Genomic DNA, 15,602 nt, shown 5'->3' on the forward strand with positions numbered 1-15,602 from the left:
GATGAATCACCATGCAAGACTTCCTCAAGCGCTGTGCCCTGCTTGTCGCCGTCGGCCTGTGTGCCGGCACCGCGCAGGCCGCTGAAAAAATCATCTTCGACACCGATTTCAATGTGCTCAACGATGACGGCCAGGCCTTTATCATGCTCGCCCAGTTGCATGCGCAAAAACGTATCGACCTGCTCGGCATGACCCTGGTCAGCGGCAACGCCTGGGTCGATCAGGAGCAGGTCGACGCCCTCAAGGCCGTGGAACGCATGGGCGTGGAAAAACAGGTGGGCGTCTACTCCGGCGCCGCCTACCCGCTGCTGCATGACTACGCCACCTACGAGGCAGAAAAAGCCCTGTTCGGTTCAGGCTGGCCGGGCGCATTCAAGAGCCCGCGCCCTACCTCAGCGTCGCAATTGGTCCCGCCACCGGATGGCCTCGCGACCCATACCCAACTGCGCAGCGAAACCGCCGCGCAGTTCATCGTGCAAAGCGTGCGCGCCAACCCGCACCAAGTGACCATCCTCGCCGTCGGCCCGCTCACCAACATAGCCCTGGCGATTCGCTCGGCGCCGGACATCGTGCCGCTGATCAAGCGCATCGTGTACATGGGTGGCGCTCTGGAGATTCCGGGCAACACCACGCCGGCGGCGGAATTCAACTGGTGGTTCGACCCGGAGGCGGCCAAGATCGTGTTGCGCTCGCCGATCGAACACGTGATTTTCCCGAATGATGTCTGCGAGAAAGTCACCTTCGATAAGTCGGTGTACCAGCGTGTGATTGCGCAAAAAGGCGCGATTGCCGACCTGTACAAACATGAGTTCGGGCCACTGTTCGACAAAGACCCCAGCTATCACAGTTTTACGTGGGACAGCTTGCCGGCGCTGTTTCTGGTCAGCCCGGACATCGTCACGCAATCCCGTGATTTGTGGGTCGATGTAGATGCCACGTTTGGCGCGGATTACGGCCGAGCGCTGGGCTACAAGAAAGGAGCGCCCGTGGGCACGCAGAAGGCCAAAGTGGTCTTCGGCGTGGACCAGAAGAAATTCTGGGACGGGTACGTCAACCTCGTGACGCTGCCAACCCCGGTCAAACACTGACCGGTTGATCGCTCCCACAGGACGTGGGAGCGATCCTCACTCAGTCCGCCAAGGCAAACCCGCGCTGTAGATCTTCAATCAACGCCGCCACATCCTCCAGGCCAATATGCAGGCGCACCACCGGGTTCAGCGAGCGATCCGCTACGCTGTCACGGTCCCGAGTGTCAGCAACGGTGACCTGGCTTTCAAAGCCGCCCCACGAAGCACCCAATCCAAACAACTGCAAACCATCGATAAAGCGCTCGATATAAGCGGGGTCAAGGCTGCTCAATTCAAACGACAACAACCCATTACTGCCAGTGAAGTCGCGACGCCACAACGCATGCCCCGGATGCTCGGGCAACACCGGATGGAACACGCGCTTAACCTGCGGCTGCGCCTGCAACCACTGGGCGATTTCGACCGCCTGACGCTCATGCACATCCAACCTCGAGGCCAGGGTGCGCGCACCGCGCAGGATCAGGTACGCATCGTCGGCGCTCACCGCATTGCCAAAGGTGTCGCTCATCTTGCCCAGCGCAGGCCATGCGGCTTCGGTGGTGCACACGCTGCCCATCATCACGTCACTATGGCCGCCGAGGTATTTGGTCAGCGCCATGATCGAAATATCCGCGCCCAGTGCCAGCGGCCGGTACAAGTAGCCCGAACCCCAGGTGTTGTCGACGGCCAGCAGGATGCCGCGCGGTTTGCACAAGGCGGCAATGGCGGGCAGGTCGCACAACTCGTAGAGCAACGAGCCTGGTACTTCGGTGTAGACCAATTGGGTGTTGGCTTGCAGTTGCGCTTCCAGCCCCTTTCCGTCCGGGGCGAAGTAGCTGACTTCAATCCCAAACGGCTGGAGAAATTCGCGGGCCAGCTTGCGCACCGGGGAATACACCGCGTCGGTGATCAGCACATGATCGCCCGGGCGCAGGTAGGCCAGGAACACTTGTGCCGCAGCCGCAAGACCAGTGCCGTAGAGACGGGTGCGATAGCCACCCTCAAGCTCGGTAATCAGATCTTCAAGGGCATAGGCCGTCGGATTACCGCGTGCGCCGTAGGTCAACACGCGTTCGCTGTCCCGGCGTGCACGTGCGTCGCGCATCTGTGCCAGGTTGTCGAACAGTACGGTGCTGATGCGCGTGATCGGCACATTGACTGCGCGACCGCCACTGCCTTTTTCGGTACGTGCGGCGTGGATCAGCCGGGTGCGCACACGCGACGGTGGGGCCAACGGTTTGAGGCTGGCAATTTCTTCTTCGCTCATCTGCGCCAACAAACCGATTTCCCAGGCCAAATACTGGCGGGCGGCGTCCTTGTTGCCACTGTGGCGATCGTGGGTGAAGAACAGGAAGTCGATGCACTGCGCGTCAGGTGGCGTTTGCGGGTCTTCGCTCACCGCCAGGCCGGCAGCGGCCCAGGCGGAAAAACCACCGTCGAGCAATCTTGCGGGTAAGCCCTGGGCAGCAAAGGCTGCCAAGGCTGGCTCATCCGCCACCAGCACCAGCGGGCGGTGATCCGTTTTCAGCAAGGAACGAATCGACCACTGCGAGCCGGCAATAGCGCCTTTGCGATACACCATGCTCGGGCGCAGGTCGATCAAGTTAACGTCATTCAATTCCAGCGCCAGTGCCTGGGCGCTGATCAACGGCAGCGGTTCATACGCCACCGGCTGCAACACCGGCAAGGCCAGGCCGCTGGCGATACCGCCGTTCAACACATAGGCCTCGTGCCCCAATTGGCGCAGCCAACTGGCGATAATCGGCGCACGCACGCCATCGCTGTCCACCAGTACAACCCGCGCCTGGCGCACGCCGATATACAGGTCGGTGGACTGAATCAGCTGCCCGCCCGGTGTATGTTGCGAACCCGGCAAGCTGCCAACGGCGAACTCTTCAGCGGTGCGCACATCGCACAAAAACAGGCTGCGCTGCGTATCACCGGCCCACTCGCGAACCTGCTCCGCCGACACATTCACTACCCCTGCCCGCCCGGCCAATTGTTGCGCGGCCTGGCGCTGCTGAGCCAGGTCGGTGCTGACCTGCTCGGCATAACGTCGGGTGCTGCCATGCTCCAGTTTGAAATCTTCCAGGTACCAACCCTGTGTGCCGTTTTCCAAGGCATAGATCGGGTTCTTCAGCCCCAGGTTGATCAATGTCTGCGCGCCGATAATGCTTCGGGTTCGCCCAGCGCAGTTGACGACGATCGGTGTGCTGTCATCCGGCACCAGATCATGCACGCGGTAGCCCAGCTCACCATTCGGACAACAGATCGAGCCGGGGATGGTCATCTTGCGGTATTCGTCGAACGGCCGACCGTCGAGCACCACCAATGGCTCACCGCTTGCCTGCCAATCGGCCAATTGCCTAGCGGTGACGTGAGGCGTGTGGCTGGCCTCTTCCACCCTTTCCCCAAAGGCTTTCGAGGGCACATGCACACCGGCAAACAGCTGCAAACCAGCGGCTTGCCAACCATCCGCCCCCCCTTCCAGCACATGCACATGGCTGTAGCCCAGGGCCTGCAAACGCTCTGCGGTACGCGCCGCCACCTCACCACCGCTCTGGTCATAGATCACCAGGCGCACTTGCGGGTTGGGCGCCAGGCGTCGCACTTCCAACTCCAGGCGGCTATAGGGCAGGTTCACCCCATGAAACAGGTGGGCTTCGCCGTATTGCCCGTGTTCGCGCACATCGAATACGGCGATTTCCTGCCCGTCGAACAGCCATTGCTGCAGTTGACTTGGGGTGATGGTCTGGCTCATGGAAGTCCCAACAAATTAAGAAAAAGAGCTACTGCAACGCCAACAAACGCTCGCCCGGTACCACTTGTGTCAGGCGTAGGCCTTGATCGACGGGGCCATCTGCGAGGCGTTGTAGTTGAGGATGCGGCCATCAGCTTCCACGCCGTAACGGCCATTCAGCGATTCCAGCGGCAAACCGTAGAGATGGAAGTGCAAGGTAGCCTGCTCACCGTCGACACGAATCCCATGCAGGTCTTCACCGAGGAACGAAATCGACGTGCCCGGCTGCACAATTACTTCCTTCTCCAGGCTCAGGGTGGTGAACCCCGGCTCGCGGCCTTCGTCGTTGCGGGCATAGACGTAATTGATCTCCTGGCCCTCCACGGCGCTGATAATCGCCCAGGTCTCATGGTTGTGTGGGATCGTGCTTTTGCCCGGCAGCAAGGAGTTGAGGTACAGGGTCGGGGTGTCGCCATCGTCGTTCAGACGATAACGAAACGCGGTGCTGCCCTGCCCCGGCACCGGCGCGGGGAATTCGTCGAAGTTGAACAGGTCGCGACGCTCAGCCAGGGACTCCAGCAGGCTGACGATTTCCACCAGGGCCGCGCGGTCTACGCCACGCTGATTGATGACACGGATCTGCTGCAAAAACGCTTCGATAACGGCGGCACGGTTTACGGTACTCATGGCGGTTTTCCTCTTATCAGACAGACAGGCTGTAACGAGCCAAATTAGTCAACAGGTACGGATCGTGAGCGATAGGGCCACGGCGCCCCGAATCACCCAGTGCATGGCGCAGGAACGTCTGGGTGCGTTCGCTGCTGGGGTTCTGGAAGATTTGTTCGGCGCTGCCATGCTCGACAATCACGCCGTTTTCGGTGAAATACACGATGTCGCTGATCTCTTCGGCGAAGCGCATTTCATGGGTGACCAGCACGCAGGTCATGCCCTCTTCGGTCAGCTCGCGGATCACGGTCAACACTTCGCCGACGGTTTCGGGGTCGAGGGCCGAGGTCACTTCATCGAACAGGATCAGCTCCGGGCGCATCGCCAGGGCACGGGCAATCGCCACACGCTGCTGCTGGCCGCCGGACAGTTGGCCCGGATACGCATCGGCTTTGTGCTCCATGCGCACCTTGGCCAACAGCGCGCGTGCGTCCTTTTCAGCATCGGCACGCTTGCGTCCCAGCACTTTGCGCGGGGCGATTACCAGGTTTTCCAGCACCGACAAATGCGGGAACAGGTTGTATTGCTGGAACACAAACCCCACACGCTTGCGCAGCTCGATACGCTGGGCTTCCTGGGCCAGGGTCTCGACCTGGGTTTGGCCTACACGAATGCTGCCGCGCTGCGGCTGCAACAGCCCGGTAATACAACGCAGAATCGTGGATTTACCCGAGCCCGACGGGCCGATGATCGACACTGCCTGGCCGCGCAGCACGTCCAGATCGATGCCCTTGAGCACCGGATTGGCGCCAAACGACAGGTGTACATCCCGCAGGCTCACCAGGGGTTCAATAGAAGGCATAACGGCGCTCCAGGTGTTGGGTCAGGCGGGAAATCGGGTAGCAGTAGGCGAAGAACAGCACCAGCAGGCTCAGGTAGATCACCACGGTAAAACCGGTCATGTTTACGGTGTTGCTGGCGATCTGCGCGGTGTCGATCACGTCATGCACGCCCACCAGCGAGGCCAGCGCGGTGCCCATGGTGACCACCGCGTAGAGGTTCATCCACGGCGGCAACATGCGCTTGAAGCACTGCGGCAGGATGATCGAACGGAACAACTGACCCCGAGTGAATGCCAACGAACGCGCAGCTTCCCACTGGGTGCTGGGGATCGAGCCGATGGCACCACGAAAGATCTCCGCCACGTTGGCGCTCGCCGGCAAGGCCAAGCCGATGGTGACCTTGACCCAATCGGGGAACGACACGTAGCTGCTGCCGATGTGAATCTCGAACGGGAACACGTAGGTCGTGAAATAGATCAGCACCAACCACGGCGCATTGCGAAACACCTGCACCCACACCCGCGCAATCACCCCCACCGGCGACAATGCCAGTGCGCCAATCAACAGGCCCAGCACTGAGCCAATCGCAATCGCCACCAGGCTGATCAGGATGTTCTGGCCAAAACCGGCCACCAGTGCCGGCGACCATTGCAACAACGCCGACAGCACCGGGAATGAATCAATGGCCATAGCCGGGCATCCTCAGGCGCGCTTCCAACCAGCGCCCCACGCAATTGACGGTAAAACTCAGCAGGCCGAAAAAACTCAGGATCAGGATCATCAGCTCCAGCACGTTGTCGCTCTGGGTCCAGATCATGATCGCCGCGTAGGTGATGTCCCCCACAGCAATCGCGGAGGCCACGGCGGTCATCTTTACCAGGTCGATCAGGTTGTTGATCAGCGACGGCAAGGCAAAGCGCAACGCCAATGGCAACTGCACATTCCACAATAATTGGCGGCTGCTGAACGCCAGGGAGCTGGCGGCTTCCAGGGTGACGGCGGGCACCGCTTCGATGCCGGCGCGCAAGGCTTCGGCATGGAACGCCCCCTTGTGCAGGGAGATCACGATCACCACCCAGGCGAACGGCGTCAGCGGGTTGGCCGCGCCCACAGCCTGGGTCAGCAGCATGTTCAGCACCAGGAACGCGCAATACAGTTGCACCAGCGTCGGGGTGTTGCGGGTGACTTCGACAAACACCCGCGCCGGTTTGGCCAGCCAGGGGTTGCCCGAGGTCAGCATCGCGGCCAGGCTGATACCTGCCAGCAGGCTACCGATGATGGTGAACAGGCACAGCAGGCCGGTGGTCAACGCGCCCTGGACCAGCGTGCCGCGCTGGTAGGCATCCAGCAGGAAGTTGTAATTCAGACCGATACCGGCGGCCCAGTGGACGAACAGCTCCATCATTTCAATGTTCCACACGCTATCGCGATACGTCGCCCAGCCTCAGCCACGCTGTCGGTCGCGGTGGCGATGGACAGCCGGAACCACGGCGACAGGCCATAGGCACTGCCCGCCACACCAGCCACGCCCTCTTCCAGCAACCAGGCGACCACATCCCCGTCGTTGTCGATACGCTGGCCGTCCGGGCGATAACGTCCCAGCAGCCCGGCACAGCGTACGAAGACGAAGAAGCCGCCTTGGGGCACGAGCACTTCCAGGCCCTCGACAGTGTTGAGCGCCTCGACCAACACATCCCGGCGCAGTTGATAGGCCGCGACCTGCTCCGCGAGGAAACACAGCCCGCCGTTATAAGCCGCCAACGCAGCAGCCTGGCCCACCGATGAAGCACCGGAGGTGGATTGCGATTGCACCACGGCCATCGCGTCGGCCAGAGCTTTCGGCCCCGCGCCGAAGCCGATGCGCCAACCGGTCATGGCGTAAGTCTTGGACACGCCGCCGACCAGCAGGCAGCGGTCCTCCAGGTCCGGTGCGACATTCAACAGGCTTTGGGCCGGATGACCGTCGAAGCGGATGTGTTCGTACAGCTCATCCAGCAGGATCAGCACGTGGGGATGGCGGCGCAGCACCTCGGCCAACTCGCGCAACTCGGCTTCGCTGTACACCGCGCCGCTCGGGTTGCCCGGGCCATTGAGGATCAGCCAGCGGGTGCGCTCGGTGATGTGTTGCGCCAACTGCCTCGGCAGCAGTTTGCAGCCCTGCTCCAGCCCGCATTCGATAAAGACCGGTTCGCCGCCGTTGAAGCGCACGCTGTCGGGGAATGACGGCCAGTACGGCGTCGGCACCAGCACTTCATCAGCGTCATCCAGGGTGGCAGCGAAGGCATTGAAGATGATCTGTTTGGCACCGTTGGCGATCACGATGGATGACAGCGGATAGTCCAGGTGATTTTCTTCGGCCAGCTTGCGCTGTACCGCCACCCGCAGTGCCTTCACGCCTGGCGTCGGGGTGTATTTGGTCGCACCGGCAGCGATAGCGGCATAGGCCGCCTGCTTGATGTGTTCCGGCGTATCGAAATCCGGCTCGCCGGTGGTGAGGTCGAGGATATCGCGACCGGCTTCGCGCAATTGCGTTGCGCGGGACTTGGCCGCGGCATTGGCCGACAGCGACACCCGCTGCACGCGTTGGGACAGGCGTACGGTCATGGCTGCACCTCAAGGACTTTGCCGGGATTGAGCAGGTTGTTCGGGTCCAGCGCCTGTTTGATGCGGCGCATCAGGTCCAGCTCCACCGCGCTTTTATAGCGACCGAGCAGGCCGACCTTACGCTGGCCAATCCCGTGTTCGGCGCTGATGGAGCCACCATGGGCGTGGGCGCTGTCATGCACCAGCGCGCTCAATTGGGCGTAATGCGCCATGTGCGCCTGCACCGTCGAATCCAACGGATGGGCCACGTTGTAATGCAGGTTACCGTCGCCCAAATGGCCGAAGGTGAAGTGGCGCACGCCGGGGAAATGCTGCTGCAACAGCGCATCGGTGTGAGCAACGAACGCTACCACTTGGGAAATCGGCACCGAAATATCGTGCTTCATGTTTTGCCCGGCACGCTTCTGCGCCTCGCTCATGTTCTCGCGCAGCAGCCACAGGGCGTCGCTTTGCGCCAGGCTTTCGGCAATCAATGCATCACTCAGCAGTTGCTGCTCGAAGGCTTCGCCGAGCACGTGCTCGAAGGCCTCGCGCGCATGGTTTTCGCCATGGTTATCGGAGAGTTCGATCAACGCAAACCAGGGTTGGTTTGCCGTTTTGAATGGCTGTGGACCTTGCGGAAACTGATCGCGCAGCAACGCCAGGCAGTCGGCGCTGAGCAATTCGAAGGCCGTCAAGCTCGCACCAAAACCTGCGCGGGCATGGGACAGAAATGCAACAGCCTGGGCCAGTTCATCAAAGGCCAGCAGCGCCGTGGCCTGAGCCTTGGGCAGCGGAAAAAGCTTCAAGGTGGCGGCGGTGATAATGCCGAGGGTGCCTTCACTGCCGATGTACAGGTCCCGCAAGTCGTAGCCGGTATTGTCCTTGCGCAAACCGCGCAGGCCGTGCCAGATCTCACCTTCAGCGGTGACCACTTCCAGGCCCAGAGTCAGCTCTCGGGTGTTGCCATAACGCAGCACGCCGGTGCCGCCGGCATTGGTGCCGAGGTTACCGCCAAGGGTACAACTGCCCTCCGCGCCCAGGCTCAGGGGGAACAGGCGATCGGCGTCGCGGGCCACGTCCTGGACGTTTTGCAGGATGCAGCCGGCTTCTACCGTCAGAGTGTCGTTGTCGGTGTCGACATTGCGCACACGGTTCATCCGGTCGAGCAGTAACAGCACCGAACGCCCGCTGGCATCCGGCGTGGCGCCAGCCATCAAGCCGGTGTTGCCACCCTGCACGACAATGGGCGCGCTCAAGGCCGCGCAGGCACGTACCACCGCCGCCACTTCGTCGGTATTGGCCGGGTGCACGGCCGCGATTACGTGCCCGGTGTAACGCCCCTGTTTGTCAGTGAGGTAGTGCGCAGCCTGCGCACTGGTTTGCACATGGGCCGCGCCGAGCAGTTGTTGCAAGGTGGCGAAGAGCGTTTCACTCATGGCTGTACTGCTCATGCAGATCGCGCAGCGCCTGGGACGGCGCCATGCCCGTACGCTCACCCAGGGCGATCAGAAAACCGCTCTTATGCCAGTCGCGCACGATGGCATCGAGTTTGGCTTGAGTGTCGTGTTCACCTTTACGAATCCAGATCACCGATTTCGACGGAATCAGGTCACCCGGCAAAGGGATTTCATAACCGGCCCACTCGGCATCGCTGAGCAATGCGTGCAGGGTCGGGCTGACGTGCACCGCGGCCACGCAACCATTGCCACGCAAGGACAGCAGCGATTCGGACTGGCTGCGAAACGCCTTGATCTGCGCACCATAGGTCTCTTGCAGCGGCTTGATGAAATTGCTGCCCTGGGACACGCACACCGGCTTGTCCTTCAAGTCAGCCCACTGCTTGATCCCGGCGCCTTTGCGAATCAACGCCGCGCCGCCCACCTCTTCATAAGGTGTAGGCACGTAGTCGAGGATCTCGGCGCGCTCTTCGGTGAACTGCATATTGGCGATCAGGATGTCGACCTTGCCCTGTTGCAGGAACTGCACGCGGTTGGGTGCCAGCACCGAAACGGTCTTGGTCTCTACACCCAGCGCTTGGCCGATGCCCTTGGCCAACTCGACGTTGTAGCCCAGGTGTTCGCCGGTCTTGGGGTCGAGGGTGCCGAACGGCGGGCCGCTGAGAATCACGCCGACGCTGATAGCGTGACGTTGCTGAATCTTGTCCAGGGTTGCATCCGCGTGGGCGAAGCCCGCACACAGCGCCAGGCCGAGTGCGGTCAAGGTTTTCAGGCTCATGCTCAAGCGCCCTTGAACTGTTTCTGCAACTCCACCAGCGCCGGCGACGCCGGGCTGATGTGATTACGGGTCTGGGCGTCGATCAACCAGCCGTTGCGGTGCAGTTCCTTGACGATCGGGTCGAGCTTGGCCTGGGTGTCGCTTTCGCCGCGACGGGTCCAGATGACGGAGGGCGCCGGGTTGAGTTCCGGGCTGATGGCGCGGTAGTCCTTCCATTCGGCACTGTCATTGATCAACGGGTTGATCAGAGTGGCGTCATGCACCGCCGCTACGCAGTTATTGCCACGCAGGGCCAGCAGCGATTCGGACGAACTCTTGAACGCCTTGATCTGTGCGCCGAACTCGGTCAGCGGCTTCACGTAGCTGCTGCCTTGGGAGGTGCACACCGGTTGGTCCTTGAGGTCTTCCCAGCGCGTAATCTTGCTGTCTTTGAGCACCGCCGCGCTGCCGCCAACGCGGTAGAACGGCGTCGGCACAAAACCGAGGATTTCGCCGCGCTCGGCGGTCCATTCCATGTTAGCGATCAGCAGGTCGACCTTGCCTTGTTGCAGGAACTGCACGCGATTGGCGGGCAGTACCGGCACCAGTTGCACCTCGGCTTTAAGCTGACGGCCCAGCTCATTGGCCAGGTCGACGTTCAAGCCCTTGGGCTTCTGAGTGGCGGGGTCAATGCTGCCAAACGGGCCACCGGAAAGCAGCACGCCGACGACCAACACATGGCGCTGCTCAATTTTGTCCAGCGTCGCATCGGCCTGCACCACCACGCTGCCGCCCAAGGCAATCATCGCCCCCAAGGCCACTGGCAACCATTTTTTTACCGCCGCACGCTCGAACATCATGGAACTTCCCCTGGCTAATGATCGGCGTACCCCGATCTGATGGAGGGCATGCTAGGGAGAGTGCGAACGCAACGGAAATTCAAATATCTCATATCGTTATAACTTGCCGTATCAGGACGGCCTTTGATTCAGATATATCCCATATTTTATTGACCCTTAAAAAATGATTCTTCAAGAACACATAAAAATCTGTAATGTTTAACTTCACACCCTTGATGTAAAACCGCCTCTGGAAATGGCCATGTCGACCCTCGACCTTGAACTCCTGCGCACCTTTATTGCCGTGGTCGACCACCACAGCTTCGCCGAAGCCGGCACGCACCTGGCGCGCACTCAGTCGTCCGTGACCCAGCATATGCAGCGCCTGGAGCAGCAAGTAGGCGTGAGCCTGTTCGAAAAGCGTGGGCGGCAAAAACAGCTGACTGAGCCGGGCTTACAGCTGTTGCGTCATGCGCGGCAGATGCTCTCGTTGAATGACGACGCCTTGAATTCCCTGCGCGAAAGCAGCCTGAGTGGTGTGTTGCGCATCGGCTCGCCCCACGACATCGCCGACACCATCCTGCCGCCGATCCTTAGCCATATCGCCCGCTCGGCGCCGCGCCTGCGCCTGGAAATTGATGTGGGCCGCAGTCCTTTTCTGATGGACGACTTGCATCGAGGCAAGGTGGACATGGTGATTTCCACCCGCTCCGATCCGAATCTTGAAGGGTTCGCGTTGCGGACGTCGCCGGTGTGGTGGATTTGTTCGGCGCAGTACATGCACCAGCCCAGTGAGCCGTTACCGTTGATTCTGGTGGATGAGCCGAGCATTTATCGGCGTTATGCGCTGGAGGCGCTGGAGCGGGCAAATATTCCTTGGCGGCAGGCGTATTTGGCGTCGAATCTGATTGGGATCAAGGCTGCGACCCGCGCGGGGCTGGGGGTGACGCCACGGAGTATGGAGATGTTAGGGCCGGATATGCGGGTGTTGGGGGAGACGGATGGGCTGCCCCGTATGCCTGACGTTACTTATTATTTGTGGATACGACCGAATACGGCGAATCCAATTGCGCGCAAGGCTTATGACTTGATTCGGGGAAGCCAGGGGCTTTGAGGGTTTGTGTGTATTCGCTATCGCAAGCCAGCCGGCTCCCACATTGACCTCACCCGTCAGCGTCCCAGCGCATCCTTGAGAAACCCCGGCGCGATGTAGCGCTGGTAATGGGCTTCGGACAGGATAAAGAACTCCCGATCAATGGCATCGCGCAACTCCGGCAACGCCCAGTCGCGAAACTCCGGCAACAGCACCATGCCATAGGCTTCAAGGTTGGAAATCACCCGCGCGCCTCGGGCGATTAACTGGTAGGCCCAGCAATACTCGGACTGATGCGGTACAAAGCGGATCTTGCGTTGCTCCAGTTGCCCGCGCAGGGTCTTGGGGTCGAAGACTTCCAGTTTAGCGGCCATCACCTGTACCAACAGCTGCTCAAGCCTGAGCCATACGGCGCGCTTTTCTTCTTCGTTATAGCCATTCCACTGGATCACCTCATGGTGGAAGCGCTTGCAGCCACGGCACACGAGATCGCCGTAAACCGTGGAGCACAGGCCGACGCAGGGGGTCTTGATGGTTTGGTTGGACATGGGCAGCGACACGCAAATCAGCGAAACAGTGCGCCATGTTAGCCCTTTGTCTAAGGTTCATCACCCAGCAAACTTAGCGTGGCAACTTACCTTTAGAAATTTTTTGCCGTAGAATCATCCGGCCTTGTAAGGCGCCAATAATCCATTGGAAGCTGTTTTCAAAGCGTCACGAGCACAGTCGTTCCTTCAGAGCGGTGTTGGCGACGGTTATTTACCCGGTAAATAGCCAACGCCAACCCTCATCAGCTCCGCTCTGCAGGCGTAAAACTTTGAAAGCAGCTTCTGTGAGAAATGCCGGCAGCGCTGGCTTTGCGGCCCAAAAAGCCCCCGAGCGCATGCGTGTCGATCATTTCTGGATGAGCGTCCCGTGGGACCACTGATGAGGGTAATAACTGTGCTTGAAGCCTACCGCAAACATATCGAAGAGCGCGCAGCACTGGGTATCGTTCCCCAGCCGCTTAACGCCGAACAAACCGCAGGCCTGGTCGAGCTGCTGAAAAATCCCCCGGCTGGCGAAGAAGAATTCCTCGTTGACCTGATCACCAACCGCATTCCACCAGGCGTTGACGAAGCTGCCTACGTCAAGGCCGGTTTCCTGTCTGCCCTGGCCAAGGGCCAAGCGTCTTCCCCCCTGATCAGCAAGAAACGCGCTGTTGAACTGCTTGGCACCATGCAAGGCGGCTACAACATCGTGACCCTGGTCGAGCTGCTGGACGACGCCGAGCTGGCGCCTGTCGCCGCTGCCCAACTCAAGCACACCCTGCTGATGTTCGATGCGTTCCACGACGTGGCTGAAAAAGCCAAGAACGGCAACGAACACGCTAAAGCCGTGATCCAGTCCTGGGCCGACGGCGAGTGGTTCAAGAACCGCCCAACCCTGGCCGACAAGATCAGCCTGCGCGTGTTCAAGGTCACCGGCGAAACCAACACCGACGACCTGTCCCCTGCGCCTGATGCCTGGTCCCGTCCTGACATCCCGCTGCACGCCCTGGCCATGTTGAAAATGGCTCGCGAAGGCATCGTGCCGGACGAGCAAGGCAAGACCGGCCCGATGAAGCAGATCGAAGAGATGCGCGGCCAAGGCTTCCCTATCGCCTACGTCGGTGACGTAGTCGGTACCGGTTCGTCGCGTAAATCGGCAACCAACTCCGTACTGTGGTTCTTCGGCGACGACGTTCCTTACGTACCGAACAAGCGCGCCGGCGGCTTCTGCTTCGGCAGCAAGATCGCTCCAATCTTCTACAACACCATGGAAGATGCCGGCGCACTGCCAATCGAATTCGACGTCACCAACATGAACATGGGCGACGTGATCGACCTGTACCCGCATGCTGGCAAAGTCACCAAGCACAACAGCGATGAAGTCCTGACCACCTTCGAAATGAAGACCCCGGTCCTGTTGGACGAAGTCCGTGCCGGCGGTCGTATCCCGCTGATCATCGGCCGTGGCCTGACCGAGAAAGCTCGCGCCGAGCTGGGCCTGGGCCCTACCGATCTGTTCAAACTGCCTGAAGCACCTGTCGATACCGGCAAGGGCTACACCCTGGCACAGAAAATGGTCGGCAAAGCGTGCGGCCTGGCAGAAGGCAAAGGCGTTCGCCCTGGCACCTACTGCGAGCCGAAGATGACCACCGTGGGTTCCCAGGACACCACCGGTCCTATGACCCGTGACGAACTGAAAGACTTGGCGTGCCTGGGCTTCTCGACCGATCTGGTGATGCAGTCTTTCTGCCACACCGCGGCGTATCCAAAGCCGATCGACGTGACCACCCACCACACTCTGCCTGACTTCATCATGACCCGTGGCGGTGTATCGCTGCGTCCAGGCGACGGCATCATCCACAGCTGGCTGAACCGCATGCTGCTGCCGGACACCGTCGGTACTGGTGGTGACTCCCACACCCGTTTCCCGATGGGCATCTCGTTCCCGGCCGGTTCCGGTCTGGTCGCGTTCGCCGCAGCCACTGGCGTAATGCCACTGGATATGCCGGAATCGATCCTGGTGCGCTTCAAAGGCAAAATGAAACCTGGCATCACCCTGCGTGACCTGGTTCATGCCATTCCTTACTACGCGATCCAATCGGGTCTGCTGACTGTAGAGAAGAAGGGCAAGAAGAACGCCTTCTCTGGCCGCATCCTGGAAATCGAAGGCCTGAACGACCTGACGCTGGAACAAGCTTTCGAGCTGTCCGACGCCTCGGCTGAACGTTCGGCTGCCGGTTGCACCATCAAGCTGTCGGAAGCGTCGGTCACCGAGTATCTGAACTCCAACATCACCCTGCTGCGCTGGATGATCGGCGAAGGCTACGGCGATGCGCGTACCCTGGAACGTCGCGCCCAAGCGATGGAAGCCTGGGTCGCCAACCCGCAGCTGATGGTTGCCGATGCCGACGCGGAATACGCCGAAATCATCGAGATCGACCTGGCCGACATCAAGGAGCCTATCCTCTGCGCGCCAAACGACCCGGACGATGCTCGTCTGTTGTCCAGCGTTGCCGGCGAGAAGATCGACGAAGTGTTCATCGGCTCGTGCATGACCAACATCGGTCACTTCCGCGCTGCCGGTAAGCTGCTGGAGCAGGTCAAGGGTCAGCTGCCAACCCGTCTGTGGCTGTCGCCGCCGACCAAGATGGACGCTCACCAACTGACCGAAGAAGGCTACTACGGCATCTACGGCAAGGCTGGCGCGCGCATGGAAATGCCGGGCTGCTCGCTGTGCATGGGCAACCAGGCACGTGTAGAACCGAACTCGACCGTGGTGTCGACGTCGACCCGTAACTTCCCGAACCGTCTGGGTGATGGCGCGAACGTCTACCTGGCATCGGCTGAGCTGGCGGCAGTAGCCTCCACGCTGGGTCGCCTGCCGACCGTCGAAGAGTACATGGGTTACGCAGCGAAACTGGATACCATGGCCAGTGACGTCTACCGCTACCTGAACTTCGACCAGATCGCCGAGTTCCGCAAAATCGCAGCAAGCGCCAACATCCCGGTGATTCAAGCCTAAGGT

13 protein-coding genes are annotated in these 15,602 nt (G+C 60.7%); 3 read left to right on the plus strand and 10 right to left on the minus strand.

The window, feature by feature from the left end:
* Positions 1 to 11 precede the first annotated feature (11 nt).
* Positions 12 to 1,088 (plus strand): nucleoside hydrolase, encoded by a 1,077-nt coding sequence (locus tag BFL40_RS10645; RefSeq protein ID WP_071483941.1) that lies wholly within the window; start codon positions 12 to 14, stop codon positions 1,086 to 1,088.
* Positions 1,089 to 1,128: 40 nt separating this feature from the next.
* Here the strand turns inward: BFL40_RS10645 and metC are convergent, their stop codons facing one another.
* The 9 genes from metC to BFL40_RS10690 all read right to left on the minus strand — a co-directional run bounded on the left by metC (position 1,129) and on the right by BFL40_RS10690 (position 10,975).
* Complete coding sequence (gene metC / locus BFL40_RS10650) at positions 1,129 to 3,828, minus strand: cystathionine beta-lyase (RefSeq protein WP_071483942.1); 2,700 nt, start codon at positions 3,826 to 3,828, stop codon at positions 1,129 to 1,131.
* 69 nt (positions 3,829 to 3,897) lie between these two features.
* Positions 3,898 to 4,494 carry a cysteine dioxygenase family protein gene (locus tag BFL40_RS10655; protein WP_071483943.1) on the minus strand — a complete coding sequence of 199 codons (597 nt, stop codon included), beginning with the start codon at positions 4,492 to 4,494 and terminating at the stop codon, positions 3,898 to 3,900.
* Between the two features lie 16 nt (positions 4,495 to 4,510).
* Positions 4,511 to 5,335, minus strand: coding sequence for an amino acid ABC transporter ATP-binding protein (locus BFL40_RS10660; RefSeq protein WP_071483944.1), 825 nt, complete (start codon positions 5,333 to 5,335; stop codon positions 4,511 to 4,513).
* Positions 5,322 to 6,005 carry an amino acid ABC transporter permease gene (locus BFL40_RS10665; protein WP_071483945.1) on the minus strand — a complete coding sequence of 228 codons (684 nt, stop codon included), beginning with the start codon at positions 6,003 to 6,005 and terminating at the stop codon, positions 5,322 to 5,324. Before BFL40_RS10665 ends, BFL40_RS10660 begins: the two co-directional genes overlap by 14 nt.
* A complete protein-coding gene (locus BFL40_RS10670; RefSeq protein ID WP_071483946.1) occupies positions 5,995 to 6,720 on the minus strand; it encodes an amino acid ABC transporter permease in 726 nt (241 codons plus the stop codon). Before BFL40_RS10670 ends, BFL40_RS10665 begins: the two co-directional genes overlap by 11 nt.
* Entirely contained in the window at positions 6,717 to 7,919 is a 1,203-nt protein-coding gene (locus BFL40_RS10675; RefSeq protein ID WP_071483947.1) for an aminotransferase class I/II-fold pyridoxal phosphate-dependent enzyme, read from the minus strand. The genes BFL40_RS10670 and BFL40_RS10675 overlap by 4 nt, the downstream gene beginning before the upstream one ends.
* Positions 7,916 to 9,337 (minus strand): FAD-binding oxidoreductase, encoded by a 1,422-nt coding sequence (locus BFL40_RS10680; RefSeq protein WP_071483948.1) that lies wholly within the window; start codon positions 9,335 to 9,337, stop codon positions 7,916 to 7,918. Before BFL40_RS10680 ends, BFL40_RS10675 begins: the two co-directional genes overlap by 4 nt.
* On the minus strand, positions 9,330 to 10,136 hold the full coding sequence (locus tag BFL40_RS10685; protein WP_071483949.1) for a transporter substrate-binding domain-containing protein: 807 nt from the start codon (positions 10,134 to 10,136) through the stop codon (positions 9,330 to 9,332). The genes BFL40_RS10680 and BFL40_RS10685 overlap by 8 nt, the downstream gene beginning before the upstream one ends.
* A 2-nt stretch (positions 10,137 to 10,138) precedes the next feature.
* A complete protein-coding gene (locus BFL40_RS10690; protein WP_071483950.1) occupies positions 10,139 to 10,975 on the minus strand; it encodes a transporter substrate-binding domain-containing protein in 837 nt (278 codons plus the stop codon).
* Positions 10,976 to 11,216: 241 nt separating this feature from the next.
* On the opposite strand from BFL40_RS10690, the gene BFL40_RS10695 reads away from it, so the two are divergent.
* Positions 11,217 to 12,068: a LysR substrate-binding domain-containing protein gene (locus BFL40_RS10695; protein ID WP_408003966.1), complete on the plus strand. Its 852-nt coding sequence runs from the start codon at positions 11,217 to 11,219 to the stop codon at positions 12,066 to 12,068.
* 56 nt (positions 12,069 to 12,124) lie between these two features.
* On the opposite strand, the gene BFL40_RS10700 is transcribed toward BFL40_RS10695, so the two are convergent.
* Positions 12,125 to 12,595 carry a DUF1289 domain-containing protein gene (locus BFL40_RS10700; RefSeq protein WP_071483952.1) on the minus strand — a complete coding sequence of 157 codons (471 nt, stop codon included), beginning with the start codon at positions 12,593 to 12,595 and terminating at the stop codon, positions 12,125 to 12,127.
* Between the two features lie 394 nt (positions 12,596 to 12,989).
* Here BFL40_RS10700 and acnB point away from each other — a divergent pair, with 394 nt between their 5' ends.
* Positions 12,990 to 15,599 (plus strand): bifunctional aconitate hydratase 2/2-methylisocitrate dehydratase, encoded by a 2,610-nt coding sequence (acnB, locus tag BFL40_RS10705; RefSeq protein WP_071483953.1) that lies wholly within the window; start codon positions 12,990 to 12,992, stop codon positions 15,597 to 15,599.
* Positions 15,600 to 15,602: the final 3 nt, after the last annotated feature.

Source organism: Pseudomonas costantinii, from assembly GCF_001870435.1.
Lineage (GTDB): Bacteria > Pseudomonadota > Gammaproteobacteria > Pseudomonadales > Pseudomonadaceae > Aquipseudomonas > Aquipseudomonas costantinii.

Excerpts from the sequence above, each read along its gene's own strand:
- BFL40_RS10645 (WP_071483941.1), top strand. The coding sequence starts at position 12 with ATGCAAGACTTCCTCAAGCGCTGTGCCCTGCTTGTCGCCGTCGGCCTG.
- metC (WP_071483942.1), bottom strand. The coding sequence starts at position 3,828 with ATGAGCCAGACCATCACCCCAAGTCAACTGCAGCAATGGCTGTTCGAC.
- BFL40_RS10655 (WP_071483943.1), bottom strand. The coding sequence starts at position 4,494 with ATGAGTACCGTAAACCGTGCCGCCGTTATCGAAGCGTTTTTGCAGCAG.
- BFL40_RS10660 (WP_071483944.1), bottom strand. The coding sequence starts at position 5,335 with ATGCCTTCTATTGAACCCCTGGTGAGCCTGCGGGATGTACACCTGTCG.
- BFL40_RS10665 (WP_071483945.1), bottom strand. The coding sequence starts at position 6,005 with ATGGCCATTGATTCATTCCCGGTGCTGTCGGCGTTGTTGCAATGGTCG.
- BFL40_RS10670 (WP_071483946.1), bottom strand. The coding sequence starts at position 6,720 with ATGATGGAGCTGTTCGTCCACTGGGCCGCCGGTATCGGTCTGAATTAC.
- BFL40_RS10675 (WP_071483947.1), bottom strand. The coding sequence starts at position 7,919 with ATGACCGTACGCCTGTCCCAACGCGTGCAGCGGGTGTCGCTGTCGGCC.
- BFL40_RS10680 (WP_071483948.1), bottom strand. The coding sequence starts at position 9,337 with ATGAGTGAAACGCTCTTCGCCACCTTGCAACAACTGCTCGGCGCGGCC.
- BFL40_RS10685 (WP_071483949.1), bottom strand. The coding sequence starts at position 10,136 with ATGAGCCTGAAAACCTTGACCGCACTCGGCCTGGCGCTGTGTGCGGGC.
- BFL40_RS10690 (WP_071483950.1), bottom strand. The coding sequence starts at position 10,975 with ATGATGTTCGAGCGTGCGGCGGTAAAAAAATGGTTGCCAGTGGCCTTG.
- BFL40_RS10695 (WP_408003966.1), top strand. The coding sequence starts at position 11,217 with ATGTCGACCCTCGACCTTGAACTCCTGCGCACCTTTATTGCCGTGGTC.
- BFL40_RS10700 (WP_071483952.1), bottom strand. The coding sequence starts at position 12,595 with ATGTCCAACCAAACCATCAAGACCCCCTGCGTCGGCCTGTGCTCCACG.